The 15,663-nt window shown below is 69.7% G+C and carries 15 protein-coding genes; 6 read left to right on the top strand and 9 right to left on the bottom strand.

From position 1 onward, the window contains the following. Positions 1–28 precede the first annotated feature (28 nt). The 3 genes from AB0J40_RS16100 to AB0J40_RS16090 are packed head-to-tail and all read right to left on the bottom strand — an operon-like array spanning position 29 to position 2,235. Positions 29–1,369 carry a hypothetical protein gene (locus AB0J40_RS16100; RefSeq protein WP_364453068.1) on the bottom strand — a complete coding sequence of 447 codons (1,341 nt, stop codon included), beginning with the start codon at positions 1,367–1,369 and terminating at the stop codon, positions 29–31. After that, a complete protein-coding gene (locus AB0J40_RS16095) occupies positions 1,366–1,701 on the bottom strand; it encodes a hypothetical protein (protein ID WP_364453066.1) in 336 nt (111 codons plus the stop codon). The genes AB0J40_RS16100 and AB0J40_RS16095 overlap by 4 nt, the downstream gene beginning before the upstream one ends. 15 nt (positions 1,702–1,716) lie before the next feature. Next, positions 1,717–2,235 carry a YbaB/EbfC family nucleoid-associated protein gene (locus tag AB0J40_RS16090; RefSeq protein WP_364453064.1) on the bottom strand — a complete coding sequence of 173 codons (519 nt, stop codon included), beginning with the start codon at positions 2,233–2,235 and terminating at the stop codon, positions 1,717–1,719. A 159-nt stretch (positions 2,236–2,394) separates the two neighbouring features. Here AB0J40_RS16090 and AB0J40_RS16085 point away from each other — a divergent pair, with 159 nt between their 5' ends. The 3 genes from AB0J40_RS16085 to AB0J40_RS16075 all read left to right on the top strand — a co-directional run bounded on the left by AB0J40_RS16085 (position 2,395) and on the right by AB0J40_RS16075 (position 4,985). Continuing rightward, positions 2,395–2,907 (top strand): GNAT family N-acetyltransferase, encoded by a 513-nt coding sequence (locus AB0J40_RS16085; protein ID WP_364453062.1) that lies wholly within the window; start codon positions 2,395–2,397, stop codon positions 2,905–2,907. 59 nt (positions 2,908–2,966) lie between these two features. Then, a complete protein-coding gene (locus AB0J40_RS16080) occupies positions 2,967–3,812 on the top strand; it encodes an SDR family oxidoreductase (protein WP_364453059.1) in 846 nt (281 codons plus the stop codon). A gap of 111 nt (positions 3,813–3,923) precedes the next feature. Beyond that, complete coding sequence (locus AB0J40_RS16075; protein ID WP_364453056.1) at positions 3,924–4,985, top strand: alpha/beta fold hydrolase; 1,062 nt, start codon at positions 3,924–3,926, stop codon at positions 4,983–4,985. Here AB0J40_RS16075 and AB0J40_RS16070 read toward each other — a convergent pair. From AB0J40_RS16070 to AB0J40_RS16050, 5 genes are all read right to left on the bottom strand, one after another. Continuing rightward, entirely contained in the window at positions 4,974–5,750 is a 777-nt protein-coding gene (locus tag AB0J40_RS16070; RefSeq protein WP_364453053.1) for an N-acetylmuramoyl-L-alanine amidase, read from the bottom strand. The genes AB0J40_RS16075 and AB0J40_RS16070 overlap by 12 nt on opposite strands. A gap of 93 nt (positions 5,751–5,843) precedes the next feature. Continuing rightward, a complete protein-coding gene (locus tag AB0J40_RS16065; RefSeq protein WP_364453051.1) occupies positions 5,844–6,047 on the bottom strand; it encodes a hypothetical protein in 204 nt (67 codons plus the stop codon). 48 nt (positions 6,048–6,095) lie between these two features. Next, entirely contained in the window at positions 6,096–7,301 is a 1,206-nt protein-coding gene (locus AB0J40_RS16060; protein WP_364453048.1) for an acyl-CoA dehydrogenase family protein, read from the bottom strand. Positions 7,302–7,316: 15 nt separating this feature from the next. Continuing rightward, positions 7,317–8,612: an acyl-CoA dehydrogenase family protein gene (locus tag AB0J40_RS16055; RefSeq protein WP_364453679.1), complete on the bottom strand. Its 1,296-nt coding sequence runs from the start codon at positions 8,610–8,612 to the stop codon at positions 7,317–7,319. 99 nt (positions 8,613–8,711) lie between these two features. Further along, positions 8,712–9,917 (bottom strand): low temperature requirement protein A, encoded by a 1,206-nt coding sequence (locus tag AB0J40_RS16050; protein ID WP_364453047.1) that lies wholly within the window; start codon positions 9,915–9,917, stop codon positions 8,712–8,714. A 153-nt stretch (positions 9,918–10,070) separates the two neighbouring features. Between AB0J40_RS16050 and AB0J40_RS16045 the strand changes: the two genes are divergently transcribed. Then, positions 10,071–10,928, top strand: coding sequence for a hypothetical protein (locus AB0J40_RS16045; protein ID WP_364453044.1), 858 nt, complete (start codon positions 10,071–10,073; stop codon positions 10,926–10,928). Positions 10,929–10,935: 7 nt separating this feature from the next. Here the strand turns inward: AB0J40_RS16045 and AB0J40_RS16040 are convergent, their stop codons facing one another. After that, entirely contained in the window at positions 10,936–12,114 is a 1,179-nt protein-coding gene (locus AB0J40_RS16040) for a TetR/AcrR family transcriptional regulator (protein ID WP_364453041.1), read from the bottom strand. A 149-nt stretch (positions 12,115–12,263) separates the two neighbouring features. On the opposite strand from AB0J40_RS16040, the gene AB0J40_RS16035 reads away from it, so the two are divergent. Beyond that, the gene (locus AB0J40_RS16035) at positions 12,264–13,475 is read left to right on the top strand and encodes an acetyl-CoA C-acetyltransferase (RefSeq protein ID WP_364453038.1); all 1,212 of its coding nucleotides are present in this window, start codon (positions 12,264–12,266) and stop codon (positions 13,473–13,475) included. Positions 13,476–13,483: 8 nt separating this feature from the next. Further along, positions 13,484–15,655: a 3-hydroxyacyl-CoA dehydrogenase NAD-binding domain-containing protein gene (locus tag AB0J40_RS16030; protein ID WP_364453035.1), complete on the top strand. Its 2,172-nt coding sequence runs from the start codon at positions 13,484–13,486 to the stop codon at positions 15,653–15,655. The last annotated feature ends 8 nt before the right edge of the window (positions 15,656–15,663 follow it).

Raw genomic sequence — 15,663 nt, 5'->3', positions numbered from 1 at the left:
CACCTCCCGCGGGAGGTGCCCCTCTTCGCTACTGCGGCTGTTGCTGTTGCTCCTTCTTGTCTTCCTCGGCCCAGGCCGCTTCCGCCTGCATCTGGATGTCGGTCAGGCCGCGGTCGACCTGCACGATGTCCTTGCCCGCCCAGCCGACGAAGTTCTTCGAGCTCTTGGCGTCGGAGAGGGCTTTCAGCATCGGGTAGTAGTCCGGGTGCTTGGCCTTCAGCCAGTCGTCGACGAACTTCATCTTCTTGTAGCTGTCACCGAACTTGGTCTTCAGCCAGTCCTCGTGCTTCTTGATCGTCGAGATGTCGTGGTCGCTCAGGTGCGACTTCGGCGGCGTCGGTTTCGGCGGCTCCGGGGGCTTCGGCAGCGGCCGCGAGAAGTTGGGCGTGGTGCCGTCGCCGGGAGGCCGCGTGCTCGGGGTGGCGCCGCCACCGGGGCCGTCGTGGGTGATCGCCGTGCCCGGCGGGGGCAGCGGCCGCGAGAAGTTCGGGGTGGTGCCGTCGCCCGGCGGTCGCGTGCTGGGTGTGGCGCCACCACCAGGACGGTCGTGGGTGATCGCGGTGCCCGGCGGCGGCATCGGCGTCATCTCGTGCCCGGCGCTCGACGAGGAGCCCGGCTTGCCCTTGACCAGCTTCGACAGCCCGGTGAGCCGGGCCAGCGTGCGGCCGGCGTAGGCGACGACCTTGGCCAGCTTCGCCATCATCGCGGCGACCTGCACCGAGACGGTCGCGACGCACTTGGTCACCCCGACGGCGATCGACGCGCCGAAGGTGGGGATGGCGAGCGCGAGCGCGATCAGCATCGTGGAGATGATGTCGCCGAGGATCGTCGTGATGATGTCGCGCAGCAGCGAGCGGACCGCGCCGATCAGCGCCCCGGTGGTCTCGACCATGTAGCCGGCGACGTCGGCCGCCTTGGCGTTGGCGTCGATCCAGCCCTTCCGGTCGTCGATCGACTTCTTGAAGCTGTCGTAGCCCTTGCCCTGCCACTGGGTGATCGTCGACTTGAGGGTCTCGTCGAGCTCGGTGCCGGTGTTGCGCAGCGACTCGCCGATCTTGTGCAGCTCGTTGGCGACCTTCGTGACTTCCGAGGGGTTGCCCGCGACCTGGTCCAGCGGCCACTTCAGGAACGAGACGTGCTCGATCAGCCAGCCCAGGCCCGCCGCGATCAGCTTGGCCAGGGGGTCCATGACGAACGCGACGGTGTCGAGCGCCGCGCTGACGACGTTGATGCCCAGTTCCACGCTGACGGCCGCGAGGTCGCCGCCGTGCTCGGTCTGGACCTTGCCGATCGAGTCGCCGACCTGCTTCCAGCTGTCGAAGACGCCGGCGCCGGTCGTGGAGTTCGACGCCGTGATGGGAACGGTCACTTGCCCAGCTCCGTTTCGAAGGTGCTCAAACCCTGCGCCGTGTTCGAGTCGTGGGTCGCGTACGTTTCGGCGGCCTTCTTGACGTCGGTGGCGGACTTGCCGATGTCCCCGGCGAGCTTGCCGATCTCCCCGGTGATCGCGGCCATCGTGACCCGCGACGGCACCGCGAGCACCTGGGCGAGCAGGATGCCGAACGCGGCGTTGTCGAACCCGTTGGCGGCCTGCATCCGGTTCGCGGCGTCCTGCACCGCCGGTTGCGTGGTGCCCGACAGGAACTGGCTGAACTTCTGCAGCTCGGCCGGGTCGACCGAGAAACCTTCTCCGGAAACCACCGGTTCTCCTCCGTACTACCAGGGGTTGCTCTCGCCGTCGTCCTCCTCCGGCGCGGGCCGGGGACGACGGCGCGGCGGGCCGTGCTGCGGCGGGGGCGGCGGCTGCCGGCGCGGGGGCGCGGGCGGCCGGTCTTCGGCCTCCTGCTCCGGCATGAACACGTCGCTCTTGCCCGGGGGTGGTCCCGTGTCCGGTTCGGGGGCCGGCAGGAACTCGTCCAGGAGCTCGCGGGCGGCGGAACTCTCGCCGACCATGCCTTCGAACGCACTGGCGACCTGGGCCGAAACCTTCTGCTGCGCCTTGCCGATCAGCTGCAGCACCATGCCCGAGAGGGCGTGGGGTGGGCGCTCGTACGCGCGGGGGCCGAACCGCAGGTCCTGCAGCACGCCGCTCGGACCGACGGTCACCGAGACGGCCCCGTCCGGCGACTGCGCACTGGCGGTCGCGGAGCGGAGCGTTTCCTGTGCTGCCGCGGCTTTCGCCCGGATTTCTTCGAGTTCGACGGTGAACGCGGCCAACGGATCGCCCGGGGGCACTGACGGAGTCAATTCGTCCTCGTCGCGAGAGAGGTGGGGAACGGCGAAAGTCAATCAGCGCTCCTTGAAGCTCGGATGACGCGAAGCGAGCCGACGGCTGAACGCGGCGTGGATCGCCGAAGTCGGCCCGCGCGTACGCGCGGTGCGGTAAACAAGGGCATGGACAACACCGTCATCCGATCGGGTGACTCTGGGGACGTCGAAACGCTGCTGCGCTTCTTCGACGAGGCCGTCGAATGGCTCGTCGCGCGCGGCAGCTCGAAGCAGTGGGGGACCGAGCCGTGGAGCCGGGTCCCGAAGCGCGTCGAACGCGTCAAGGGGATGGCCGCGGACCCGGGGCTGCGCATCGCGGTGGTCGACGGCGAGCCGGTCGGCGCGCTGATCGTCTCCGAGGAGCACGACCCGCACGTCCCGCCGGTTGACGAGCGTGAACTGTACGTCCGGCTGCTCATCACGTCGCGGCGCTTCACCGGGCGGCACGTCGGCGGGCGGCTCATCGAGTACGCGCTCGACGAGGCACGCCGGCGCGGCATCGACCTCGTGCGCGTCGACTGCTGGGCCGGCGGCGACGGCGCCTTGCAGCGCTATTACGAGAGCCAGGGCTTCAGGCCGACCGTCCGGTTCCACGTCGACGAGTGGGTCGGGCAGGTCCTCGAGCAACGCGTGGGGTAGCGCGATCGCGAGCCACGGGTGACACTGTTGACACGTTGCCAACAGACGAAGGGGTCGCCATGGCGGAGCAGCTCGCGGGCAAGGTCGTCGTCATCACCGGCGGCGGGCAGGGGATCGGCGCGGCGACCGCGTCGGCGCTGTCCCGGCTGGGCGCGAAGGTGGTGATCGGCGATCTGGACCAGGTCCGGGCCGAGAAGACCGCGGGCGAGCTGGCCGCCGAGGCCCTCCCGCTGGACGTCACCGACATCCGCGGCTTCACGGAGTTCCTCGACGAGGTCGAACGCCGCCACGGCCGCATCGACGTGCTGATCAACAACGCCGGCATCATGCCGCTCGCGCGCCTGGAGGAAGAGAGCGACGCGACGACCCGGCGTCAGCTGGAGATCAACCTGCACGCCGTCATCCACGGGACGCGCGAAGCGATGAAGCGGATGCGGCCGCGGCGGTCCGGGCACATCGTCAACGTCGCTTCCTTCGCGGGCAAGGCGGGGTTTCCGGGCGCGGCGACGTACTGCGCGACGAAGCACGCCGTCGTCGGGCTGTCCGAGGCGGTGCACCTGGAGCTGCACGGGTCCGGTGTGCACGTTTCGTGCGTGCTGCCGGCGATCGTGCGGACGGAGCTGGCGAGCGGCCTCGGCGAGGCGAAGCTGTTCAAGTCCTCACGGCCGGAAGATGTGGCCCACGCCATCGTATCCACGCTGCGCAAGCCTCGTTTCGAGGTCTTCGTGCCCCGCTCGGTGGGCACTATGGGCAAGCTCACCCGGCTGCTCCCGCGCCGGGCCGGCGAGGCACTGGCGCGTGCTCTCAAGGCGGACCAGCTTTTGGCTTCAGCGGCCCATTCCCCGGCCCGCGCGGAGTACGAAGCGCGCGCGGCGGAGAGTGCGCCCGGGGCGTCCCAGGAGTAACTCGGACGGCCTAGCGACTGTCCGATTTGGACGTGGGCGGTGTTGAGTCCACCGGCCTGACCGGGCAAGATTGACCGGAAGTGCCCGGGGACGTCGCAGGAGGCTTTCGAAATGGTTTCACCGCCCGCACGATTGGCCGCGGCGGCGTCGAACGTGGTCGGCAAGGTGCTGCACGGCGGCGTCGCCGACCTGCGGCCGATGCCGCGGGTGCTGATCGACCAGGGCCCCAACCGCTCGGTGTACCGGATGACGCACAGCAGCCGTCCGGTGTCGGGGCCGCCGGTCCTGCTGGTGCCGCCGCTGGCCGCGCCGGCGATCTGCTTCGACCTGCGTCGCGGCTGCAGCCTGATCGAGCACCTGGTCGAGCGCGGCCGCAACGCCTACCTCGTCGACTACGGCATGGTGGCGTTCTCCGACCGCCGCCTGGGCATCGAGCACTGGATCGACGAGGTGCTGCCGCGGGCGATCCGGCGCGTGAGCGCGGACGCCGGCGGCCAGGACGTGCACCTGGTGTCGTGGTCACTGGGCGGGATCTTCTCGTTGCTGGTGAACGCCGACCAGCCGGACCTGCCGATCGCGTCGATCACGGCGATCGGTTCGCCGGTGGACTTCACGGCGATCCCGATCGTGGCGCCGTTCCGCCCGCTGGTCGATCTGACGAACGGCCACCTGCTGACCCCGATCTACCGCGCGTTCGGCGGCGCACCGTCCTATTTGGTCAGCCGCGTGTTCCGCGCGACGGGCATCAGCAAGGAGATCACGAAACCGATCGCGATCCTGTCGCACCTCGACGACCGCGACTACCTGGCCCAGATCGAGGCCGTCGACCACTTCATGAGCAACATGTACGCCTACCCCGGGCGGACGTTCGGCCAGCTGTACCACCGGTTGTTCCGCACGAACGACCTGGCGGAGGGCAAGGTGGACCTGAACGGCCGGATCATTTCGCTGTCGTCGGTGCGGGTCCCGACGCTGGTGGTGGCGGGCGAGAACGACACGATCGCGCCGCGGCCGTCGGTGGAGCGGGTGGTGGAGCTGCTGGACAAGGCCCCGGAGGTCCGGTTCAAGACGGCGCCGGGCGGTCACCTCGGTGTGCTGACCGGCCGCAAGGCCCGCGGGACGACGTGGCGCTACCTCGACGAGTTCCTCGACGACCAGCTCTCAGCCGACTAGGTCGATCTCGAACGGCTCGGCCGCGCTGTAGCGGACGTCGGCCCACACCGCGCCGGGCACGTCGTACCGCCGGTGCGACGTCAGTTTCGGGTCGTAGCCGGGGAGCTGCGCGGGGTTGTGGCCGACGCCCGCGTGGTCGGACCCCCACGCGAGGATGCCGCCCACCCACATCGGTTTCGCGGAGCCGTCCCCGCCCAGCCGCGGCCGGACGACGATCGCCGAGCCGGCGCTGCCGGACAGGTAGACGCGCACGGTGTGCTCACCGGCGTCCGGCGGGGTGACGGTGATGCGTTCGAGGATTTCGACGGTCTGTGGAGCGGTCACGGTCGGATTGGCGGCGCGCTCGCGCAGCCAGGCGGTGTCGATCCCGACGGGGTCGATCTTCCGGCCGGCGGGCAGGCACACGTCCTTGTGGCCGGCATAGCGTTCGAGGCCGCGCGACATGTAGCGCAGCAACGCGGCGACGAGCTTGGGGTAGGCGTCCAGCTGGGCTTCCGTCCAGCCGCCGGCGCCCGCGGATTCGGCTTCGATACCGAGGAATTCGTCGTTGACGTCCAGGAACCCGAGCCACCGCGAGGCCCCGGCGTGGTAGGCACACCCGGCGGCGACGACGTAGACGGTGCCGCTGCGCCCGAGCCCGAGGTTGCACAGCGGACCGGCGAGATCGGCCCGCCCGTTGGTGACGAGATCGAGCGAGGGGTAGTCCCCGGGCGCGGAGTCCGAGGTGGCGGTGTGGTGCCCGACAACGCCTTCGACAACGCGCATGCCACCGTGCCCCCGGGTCTGCCACCCGGGGACTTCGACAACGGGATAGCCGCTGCTCCGCGCGGCGTCGACGAGCCAGGGAACGTACAAGAGTCAGCCCTCCAGCCCGTCATAGGCCCCGGACTCGGCTTCGGAGTCGGGAGCATGCGGATCCGCGATGCGGGCATCGAGAGCGGCCCGGGCTTCGTCGAGGTCTTTCGGACCTCGCCGATCGGCGTCCCAGCCTTCGGAGTCCCACTGTTCGGGCGTTTTGATCGGGGCGGAGTCTTCGGGCTGGTGAACGATGAAGTCGGTCACGATCGGCCTCCCTGCACCCGAGGGTACCGGAGGCCGACCGTGAGTGAGTCACTTCAATTCGGCGCTGGTCTTTCCGAGAATCCGCCGAGCGACGATCAACTGCTGAATCTGCTGCGTCCCCTCGAAGATGTCGAGGATTTTGGCGTCCCGAGCCCACTTTTCGAGCAAAGACTCTTCGCTGTAAGCCCCGGTGAGCTCCACGCACTTCAGCGCGATCTCCACCACCGACCGCCCCGCCTTGGCCTTCGCCATTGACGCCTGCAGCGAATTCGGCTTGCGGTTGTCCGCCATCCACGCGGATTCCAGCGTCAGCAAGTACGCCGACTCGTAATCCGCTTCCAGGCGCAGGAACTCCGCCGCCGCCGCGTGTTGGTTGTTCGCCGGGCGGTCGTAGTCGATCTTGATTCCCGCGGAAGTGAGGATCTCGCGCGTCTCGTCCAAAGCCGCGCGGGCCACGCCGATCGCCATGGCCGCCACCAACGGGCGCGTGTTGTCGAACGTCTGCATGACGCCCGCGAAACCCTTGGCCGTGTCGATTTCCGGGCTGCCCAACAGGTTTTCGCGCGGCACCCGGCAGTTTTCGAAGCGCAGCACCGCCGTGTCCGAAGCGCGGATGCCGAGCTTGTGCTCGACGCGCACCACCTCGAAGCCCGGGGTGCCCTTCTCCACCACGAACGACTTGATCGCCGCGCGGCCCTTGGACTTGTCCAGCGTCGCCCACACGACCACCGCGTCCGCGCGCTCGCCCGACGTCACGAAGATCTTCTCGCCGTTCAACACGTAGTGGTCGCCGTCGAGACGAGCCGTCGTGCTGACCGCCGCCGAGTCCGAGCCGAACGACGGCTCGGTGATCGCCATCGCCGCCCACATGCCGGAGAAGCGCTCGAGCTGCTCGTCCGTCGCCACCGAACCGATCGCCGCGTTGCCGAGGCCCTGGCGCGGCATCGACAGCAGCAGGCCGACGTCGCCCCAGCACATCTCGATCGTGCCGAGGACCACGTTCAGGTTGGCGCCGTTGCGGTTTCCCTTGGCCGAATCGTCCTTGCCGGACCGGCGCACGCCCGCCGCGCCCGCGCCGCCCTCGCCGGAGGAGTTGAGCCCGTCCAGCAGCGCCGCGAACATGTCCAGCTCGCTGGGGTAGGTGTGCTCCGCGCGGTCGTACTTGCGCGAGATCGGCCGGAACACCTCGGCCGCGGCCTGGTACGCCTGGTTGATCAGCGCGCCGGCCTTCTTGGGAGCTTCCAAATTGATCATGAGTCAAAGCCCTTTCTAAAGAAGGACGGCGCCTTCCATGACGCCGATGGCACGCAGGTCGCGGTACCAGCGCTCGACCGGGTGCTCCTTGACGAACCCGTGCCCGCCGAGCAGCTGCACGCCCGCGCTGCCGATCTGCATGCCCTTGTCCGTGGCCAGTTTCCGGGCCAGCGCGACCTCCCGCGCGAAGGACTTGCCCTGCTCGGCCCGCGCCGCCGCGCGCAGCGTCACCAGGCGCAGGCCCTCCAGCTCGATCGCGATGTCCGCGACGGAGAACGCCACCGCCTGCCGGTGGCTGATCGGCTCGCCGAACGCCACCCGCTCGTTGACGTAGGGGACGACGTAGTCGAGGACGGCCTTCGCGGTGCCGGCGGCCAGCGCCGCCCAGCCCAGCCGCGAAAGCCGGACGAGGTCGGTGAAGACGTCGAGCTTGCCCCCGCCGAGCAGCGCGCCCGCGGGCAGGTTCACGTGCTCCAGGTGCAGCTTGCCGGTCGCGGCGCCGCGCAGGCCCATGGCCGGCTCGGCCTCGATGGTCACGCCCGCGGTCGACGACTCGACGAGGAACAGCGCCGGGCCGCGGCCTTCGAGGTCGGCCGACACGATGAACAGCTCCGCCTGCGCCGCGCGCGGGACCAGCGACTTCACGCCGTCGAGCTGGTAGCCCTTCGGGGTGCGGCGCGCCTTCGTCGCGGGCTTGAACGGGTCGTAGAGCGCTTTCTGCTCCTGCAGCGCCAGCGCCGCGGCCGGCACGTTCTCGCCGACGAAGGCGGGCAGGTAGTCGGCCTGCTGCTGCTCGTCGCCCCAGCTGACCAGTGCGGTGCTGACCGCGGACGGCGCGAGCACGGCCACGGCCAGGCCGAGGTCGCCGTGCGCGAGCGTTTCCGCGACGAGCGCGTTGGTGACGACCGAGCGTTCGGTGCCGACGCCGCCGAGCTCCTCGGGGATGCCGACCAGGCTGATGCCCAGCTCGGCGGCCCTGGTCAGCAGCCCTTCGGGCGCCTCCAGCTTGGCGTCGGCGTCCGCGGCGGCCGGGCGCAGCTGCTCGGCGGCGAACTCGGTGACCGTCTCGACGATGAGCTGCTGGTCCTCGGTCGGCGTGAGGTCGAACAGCCCGGTGTCGGCGGACGGCGCGAGCCGGGCGGGCTTGCCCAGCTTCTGCACCGACTTGAACGACCGGGTCGCCGCGCCGGCGACGCGGAAGCCGTTGCGCGTCCCCGCCGTGACCAGGCCTTCGATGGGCTTGCGCAGCCCGGCCCGATCGACGACCTTGCTCCCGGCCAGCCGGGTCAGCGCGGAAAGGCCCCAGCCCATCGCGTCCCGTTTCCTTGGCGCAGCCATGTGGCCCTCCATCCGTCACCTACTCGCCAGTAGGTTAACCGGTGGGCCGGGATCGCGCCAGTGTGGGCTCACTTACGGGCGTGCCGTGTGTACCTTTCTGCGCCACTCGGCGAACCGGAGTCGTTCGAAAGTGATGAGCCCGAGCACCACCGAGGCGGCGACCAGCAGCAACGCCGCGGCGGGCACGTGTTCCAGCAGCGGTGTCGCCGCGACCAGCAGCACGCCGACGACCAGCCGCTGGACGTTCCAGCTGCCGAGGTTGCGCTTGCGCAGCGCGCTCAGCGCGATCAGGTACACCGCGAGCCCGCCGGTCAGCGCCCAGATCGGGACGCCGTGCAGCGCTTCGCCCGGCGAGTGGTGTTCGGTGTCGGCGAGGTAGACGAACGCCTTCTTCAGGCCGAGCGCGACGAGCACGATGCCCGCGATCAGCGGCAGGTGCAGGAAGGTGTAGGTGTCGGTGGCGAGCTTCGTGCGTTCGGTACCGGTGGCCTGGGTCAGCCGGTGCTCGGAGACGCGCGCGACGACGTCGAAGTACGTCCACCACATCCCGGCGGCCAGCGCGAGCCCGCAGACGGCCGCCCCGGTGACCAGCCACGACATCGGCAGCGGCCCGATTCCGATGCCGATCGCGACGATCGACTCCCCGAGCGCGATGATCACGATGAGCCCGAACCGCTCGGCGAAGTGCGCGGGGGAGTTCAGCCGCCACCCTTCGGGGCCGGCGAGGTAGACGTTCAGGTAGTCGGCCAGCAGCGCGACGACCCACAGCCCCAGCTGCCACGGCCCGCTCAGCGCGGTGCTCACCCCGAGCAGCACGACGGACGGCAGCAGCCCGACGAACATCTTCAGCAGCACGCGCCGCAGGCCCGGGTCGTGCTTCGCCGCGCCCAGGTAGGCGACGAGGTGCAGCAGCCGCACGAGCGCGTAGCAAACGACGAAGAGAACGGGCGCGAACAACCCGCCGGGCCGGTCGACGAAGGCCTCGGGGATGGTCAGCGACACGAGGAACATCACGGCCATGGCCCCGAACATCGCGAGCCGGGCCACCCCGTGGTCGACGTGGATCGTGGTGCCGAGCCAGGCGTAGGAGCACCAGCACCACCACAGGACGGCGAGCATGACCAGGCCCTGCCCGACGCCCATCGGGCTCAGGTGGTCGGCCATCAGCTGGGTGGTCTGGGTGATGGCGTAGACGAAGACCAGGTCGAAGAAGAGCTCGATGGTGGAGACGCGGTGGTCCTCGTCCGCGGTCACCAGGTGCAGTCGTCTCGTGGGCACGCCGAATTATGGACGAAACAAGGACAAGGAGGACCGGTTTCGCGGTAACGCCGTGCGCGAACATGGCCGGGCGTGCATGGGTCTGGGACAATGAGCGACGGGACGGGGAGGTGTCGCGTGGATTCGCTTTCGGCTGCGCACCACAGGACGATCATGGCCGTCGACATCGCCGGTTACAACAACCCGGACCGGACTCTGGCCCACCTGCGCGAGGTGCACGAGGGGCTGTGGTCCGTGCTCAAGGGCAGCTTCGCCGAGACGGGCGTCCCGTGGGACGTCTGCTTCGTGGAGAACACCGGCGACGGCGCGATGATCCTGCTGCCACCGGAAATCGCGAAGGCGGACCTCGTCGCGCAGCTGCCCGAGCGCCTGCACGCCGAACTTCGCCGCTACAACGCGGTGCATTCCGAGCCGGCGCAGATCCGGCTGCGGGTGGCCCTGAACGCCGGCGAAGTGCAATGGGGTGGCCAGGGCGCGGTCGGCAAGGCCATCAGCGCCACGTTCCGCATCCTCGACGCCCCGGCGGCGAAAGCCGCGCAGAAGGCCACCGGCGCGGACCTGGCGCTGCTGGCGTCCGCGATGTTCTACGACGACGTCGTGGCGCAGGACCCGGCCGCCGCGCCCGGCGAGTACGCGCGGATCCCGGTGTCCGTCAAGGAAACCAGCACGATCGCGTGGCTGCGCCTCATGGGTGCTTCGGAAGCCCGCGCGGTGACCCCCGAACCGGCGCCCGACTTCACCGCGCTCATCGAAGCGCTGATGGACGTGCCGTGGGTGCGCAACAGCGACAGCCGGAGGCTGCTGCTGGAAATGTTCCCCCGCAGGGAAATCGCTTCGCAGGTCGCGTACCACCCGCAGGACCGGCTGCACGTGATCGCGCTGGCGAAGACGTGCCTTCGCTTCGAAGGCGGCCTCCAATGCCTGCTCGACGTGGTGCTGACGATCGACCCGCATTCTCCGGAGGTCACGCGGCTGGCCCAGCTGATCGCGCGGTGGCCGGACGACCACTGACGGGGATTCAGGCGATGCCGAGCACGGTGTGCAGCAACGTCGTCAGCTCCGCCTCGAAGTGCGGCCGCGCTGCCACTCGCCGGGTGCGGGCCAAGTCGTTAGCGATCGTCAACGCCGCGTGGACCGTGATCTTCGCTTCCCGTGGTGGCACCGACGGACGCACCGCCGACAGCAGCGTCACCCACTGGGCCACGTAGTCCCGCTGCACCCGCAGCAGGTCCGCCTTGTCGCGGTCCGGCATCGTCACGCGGTCCGCCGAGAACGACACCAGCAGCTCCGGTGTGTGCAGGATCGTGTGCACGTACGACGCCGCCAGGCGGCGCAGCGCGGACAGCTCGTCCGGGGCCTGCAGCGCCCGCTCGGCCGCCAAGGCCAGCCGGTCCGCCGCGCGGTGGCCGATCGCCACCATCAGCGCCGCCTTGCTCGGGAAGTGGCGGTACACGCTCGGGCCGGCGATGCCCGCCGCCGCTCCGATGTCCTCCATGCTCACATCGTGGAAGCCCCGCTGGGCGAACAGCGCCGTCGCCTCCGCCAGGACCTGCTCGCGGCGGGACGGCGTGCCGAGGCTCAGCACCGGCGACGGCGGCTCGGCCGACGGCTCCGGCAGTGTGGCGTTCAGCACAGCCAGCGCCAGCTCGACCAGCAGTCCGGCGAACCGGCGGCGCGCCACCGACGTGTGGTGCACGGACACGCTCCCGAACACCGACAAGGCCGCCCAGCAGAGCAGTTCGGCGTCCTCGGCCGGCAGGTCCGGGCGTCGGCTCAGCAGCGCCTTCGACCACGTCGTCAGCGCCAGCGTCGAGCGGCGGGCGATCTCGCGCTGGTCCTCCTTCGGGAGGTGACGTCCTTCCCAGCGCCACAACGCCGCGATCTCGCGCCGCTCGACCGCCTGCGTCGCGAGGCGGCCGAGGAGGGATTCGAGCTGGTCGGACGCGGGAACGGAGTCCGACAGCGCCTCCGCCGTCGCCGCCTCCAGGTCCTCGAAGCCGCTCAGGACGACGTACGCCAGGATCGCCTGCTTGTCCGCGAAGTGGCGGTAGAGCGCCGGCCCCGTGACGCCCGCCGCGTCCGCGATGTCCTTGATGCCGACCCCGGGGAAGCCGCGGGCGCGGAACAGCTCCGCCGCCACCGCGGCCAGCTGGGCCTTGCGGTCGCGGGGTCGCGCAGCGCGTACGGAGTCGGTCATCGTGAAAGAACGATAGCGGCTAACGGCACACCTGCAACCCATTGACACCATGGGGTTATCCGGAGATATGTTAATGGCCATTAGCCCTACTGGCCGGTACTATCGGCCACGGTACGAAGACGTCCCACACGCTCGCGAGGAGTTGTTCTGTGAGTAGCGAGGCCTACATCTACGAGGCGATCCGCACGCCTCGCGGCAAGAACAAGGGCGGTGCCCTGCACGGCACCAAGCCGGTCGACCTGGTGGTCGGCCTGATCGAAGAGCTCAAGGTCCGCCACCCGAACCTCGACCCGAAGGCGATCGACGACATCGTGCTCGGTGTCGTCTCGCCGGTCGGCGAGCAGGGCGCCGTGATCGCGCGCACCGCCGCGCTGAACGCGGGCCTGCCCGAGACCGTCGCGGGCGTGCAGCTCAACCGCTTCTGCGCCTCCGGCCTGGAAGCCACCAACACCGCCGCGCAGAAGGTCCGCTCCGGCTGGGACAACCTGATCATCGCCGGCGGCGTCGAGTCGATGTCGCGCGTGCCGATGGGCTCCGACGGCGGCGCGCTGTTCATGGACCCGGCCACGGCGTACGACAACTACATCGTCCCGCAGGGCACCGGCGCCGACCTGATCGCGACCATCGAGGGCTTCTCCCGCGAGGACGTCGACCGCTGGGCCGTCCGCTCGCAGGACCGCGCCGAGGCGGCCTGGTCCGGCGGTTACTTCGCCAAGTCCGTCGTCCCGGTCAAGGACATCAACGGCGTCACGGTCCTCGACCACGACGAGCACCGCCGTCCCGGCTCCACCGTCGAGGGCCTCGGCAAGCTCAAGCCCGCCTTCGCCGGCATCGGCGAGCTGGGCGGCTTCGACGCCGTCGCGCTGCAGAAGTACCACTCGGTCGAGAAGATCAACCACGTCCACACCGGCGGCAACTCCTCCGGCATCGTCGACGGCGCCGCGCTGGTGCTGGTCGGTTCCGAGCAGGTCGGCAAGACCTTCGGGCTGACCCCGCGCGCCCGGATCGTGGCGACCGCGTCGATCGGCTCCGAGCCGACGATCATGCTCACCGGTCCCACGCCGGCCACCGAGAAGGTCCTGAAGACCGCGGGCCTCAAGCCCGAGGACATCGACCTGTGGGAGCTCAACGAGGCGTTCGCCTCCGTCGTGCTCAAGTGGATCAAGGACCTGCACCTCGACGAGGAGAAGGTCAACGTCAACGGCGGCGCGATCGCCATGGGCCACCCGCTCGGCGCCACCGGCGCGATGCTGGTCGGCACCGTGGTCGACGAGCTGGAACGCCGCCAGGCGCGCCGCGCCCTGGTGACCCTGTGCATCGGCGGCGGCATGGGCGTCGCGACCATCATCGAGCGGGTGTGAGGACTCCAATGCCTGAAAGCAAGACCATCCGCTGGGAACAGGACGAAGACGGCATCGTCACCCTGACCCTGGACGACCCGAACCAGTCGGCGAACACGATGAACGCCGACTTCCGCGAGTCGCTCGGCGTCACCGTCGACCGCCTCGAAGCGGAGAAGGACAACATCACCGGCGTGGTGATCACGTCCGCGAAGAAGACGTTCTTCGCCGGCGGCGACCTGAACGACCTCATCCAGGCCAAGCCGGAGAACGCGGTCGAGCTGACCGAGGGCAGCACCCTGATGAAGGGGCAGATGCGCCGCATCGAGCAGCTCGGCAAGCCGGTCGTCGCGGCGATCAACGGCGCCGCGCTCGGCGGCGGCCTCGAGATCGCGCTGGCGACGCACCACCGCATCGCCGCCGACGTCAAGGGCAGCCAGATCGGCCTGCCCGAGGTGACGCTGGGCCTGCTGCCCGGCGGCGGTGGCGTCGTGCGCACCGTGCGGCTGCTCGGCATCCAGAGCGCGCTGCTGAACGTCCTGCTGCAGGGCCAGCGGCACCGCCCCGCCAAGGCGCTGGAGCTCGGTCTCGTGCACGAGCTCGTCGGCACGGTCGAGGAGCTCGTCCCCGCCGCGAAGGCGTGGATCAAGGCGAACCCCGAGGGCGGCGTGCAGCCGTGGGACGTCAAGGGCTACAAGATCCCGGGCGGCACCCCGTCGAACCCGAGCTTCGCGGCCAACCTGCCGGCGTTCCCGGCGAACCTGCGCAAGCAGATCAAGGGCGCGAACATGCCGGCGCCGCGGGCGATCCTGGCCGCCGCGATCGAGGGCGCGCAGGTCGACTTCGACACCGCGCAGCTGATCGAGACGCGCTACTTCATCCACCTCGCCACCGGCCAGGTCTCGAAGAACATGACGAAGGCGTTCTTCTTCGACCTGCAGACCATCAACTCGGGTGGCTCGCGGCCGGACGGCTTCGAGAAGTACACCGCCAAGAAGGTCGGCGTCATCGGCGCGGGCATGATGGGCGCCGCGATCGCGTACGTGTCGGCGAAGGCCGGCATCGACGTCGTCCTCAAGGACGTCTCGCAGGAGGCGGCCGAGAAGGGCAAGGGCTACGCGGTCAAGCTGGAGCAGAAGGCCCTCTCGCGCGGCAAGACCACGCAGGAGAAGTCGGACGCGCTGCTGGCGAAGATCAAGCCGACCGCCGACCCGGCCGACTTCGCGGGCGTCGACTTCGTCATCGAGGCCGTCTTCGAAAGCGTCGAGCTGAAGCACAAGGTGTTCGGCGAGATCGAGAGCATCGTCAACGCCGACGCGGTCCTGGGCTCCAACACCTCGACGCTGCCGATCACCACCCTCGCCGAGGGCGTGCAGCGCACCGAGGACTTCATCGGGATCCACTTCTTCTCGCCGGTCGACAAGATGCCGCTGGTCGAGATCATCTGCGGCGAGAAGACGTCGCCGGCGACGCTGGCCAAGGTCTTCGACTACACGCTGCAGATCAAGAAGACCCCGATCGTCGTCAACGACAGCCGCGGCTTCTTCACTTCGCGCGTGATCGGCACGTTCATCAACGAGGCCGTCGCCGCGCTGGGCGAGGGCGTCGAGCCGGCGTCGATCGAGCAGGCGGGTTCGCAGGCCGGCTACCCGGCGCCGCCGCTGCAGCTGATGGACGAGCTGACCCTGACGCTGCCGCGCAAGATCCGCCAGGAATCCCGCGAGGCGATCGAAGCCGCGGGCGGCACGTGGAAGGCGCACGCGTCGGAGGCCGTGATCGACCGGATGGTCGAGGAGTTCGACCGCAAGGGCCGCTCGACGGGCGCGGGCTTCTACGAGTACGACGCCGAGGGCAAGCGGGTCGGGCTGTGGCCGGGCCTGCGCGACGCGTTCAAGTCCGGCACGGCGCAGGTGCCGTTCGAGGACCTCAAGGAGCGGATGCTCTTCGCCGAGGCCCTCGAGACGGTGAAGTGCTTCGACGAAGGCGTGCTGACGTCGGTCGCGGACGCCAACATCGGCTCGATCTTCGGCATCGGCTTCCCGGCGTGGACCGGCGGTGTCATCCAGTACATCAACCAGTACGAGGGTGGCCTGCAGGGCTTCGTCGACCGGGCGCGTGAGCTCGCGGCCCGGTACGGCGACCACTTCGAGCCGCCTGCTTCGCTCGTGGAGAAGGCCGCCAAGGGCGAGATCTACGAATAGGCAGTAGC

The sequence above is a fragment of the Amycolatopsis sp. NPDC049691 genome, from assembly GCF_040675005.1.
GTDB lineage: Bacteria > Actinomycetota > Actinomycetes > Mycobacteriales > Pseudonocardiaceae > Amycolatopsis.
Note: the sequence above shows the minus strand (reverse complement) of the source record. Positions and strands in the feature narration are given on the sequence as shown.

What these genes read in the sequence shown, in the direction of transcription:
- AB0J40_RS16085 (WP_364453062.1), top strand. Translation starts at nt 2,395, where the DNA reads ATGGACAACACCGTCATCCGATCGGGTGACTCTGGGGACGTCGAAACG.
- AB0J40_RS16080 (WP_364453059.1), top strand. Translation starts at nt 2,967, where the DNA reads ATGGCGGAGCAGCTCGCGGGCAAGGTCGTCGTCATCACCGGCGGCGGG.
- AB0J40_RS16075 (WP_364453056.1), top strand. Translation starts at nt 3,924, where the DNA reads ATGGTTTCACCGCCCGCACGATTGGCCGCGGCGGCGTCGAACGTGGTC.
- AB0J40_RS16070 (WP_364453053.1), bottom strand. Translation starts at nt 5,750, where the DNA reads ATGCGCGTTGTCGAAGGCGTTGTCGGGCACCACACCGCCACCTCGGAC.
- AB0J40_RS16060 (WP_364453048.1), bottom strand. Translation starts at nt 7,301, where the DNA reads ATGATCAATTTGGAAGCTCCCAAGAAGGCCGGCGCGCTGATCAACCAG.
- AB0J40_RS16055 (WP_364453679.1), bottom strand. Translation starts at nt 8,612, where the DNA reads ATGGGCTGGGGCCTTTCCGCGCTGACCCGGCTGGCCGGGAGCAAGGTC.
- AB0J40_RS16045 (WP_364453044.1), top strand. Translation starts at nt 10,071, where the DNA reads ATGGCCGTCGACATCGCCGGTTACAACAACCCGGACCGGACTCTGGCC.
- AB0J40_RS16040 (WP_364453041.1), bottom strand. Translation starts at nt 12,114, where the DNA reads ATGACCGACTCCGTACGCGCTGCGCGACCCCGCGACCGCAAGGCCCAG.
- AB0J40_RS16030 (WP_364453035.1), top strand. Translation starts at nt 13,484, where the DNA reads ATGCCTGAAAGCAAGACCATCCGCTGGGAACAGGACGAAGACGGCATC.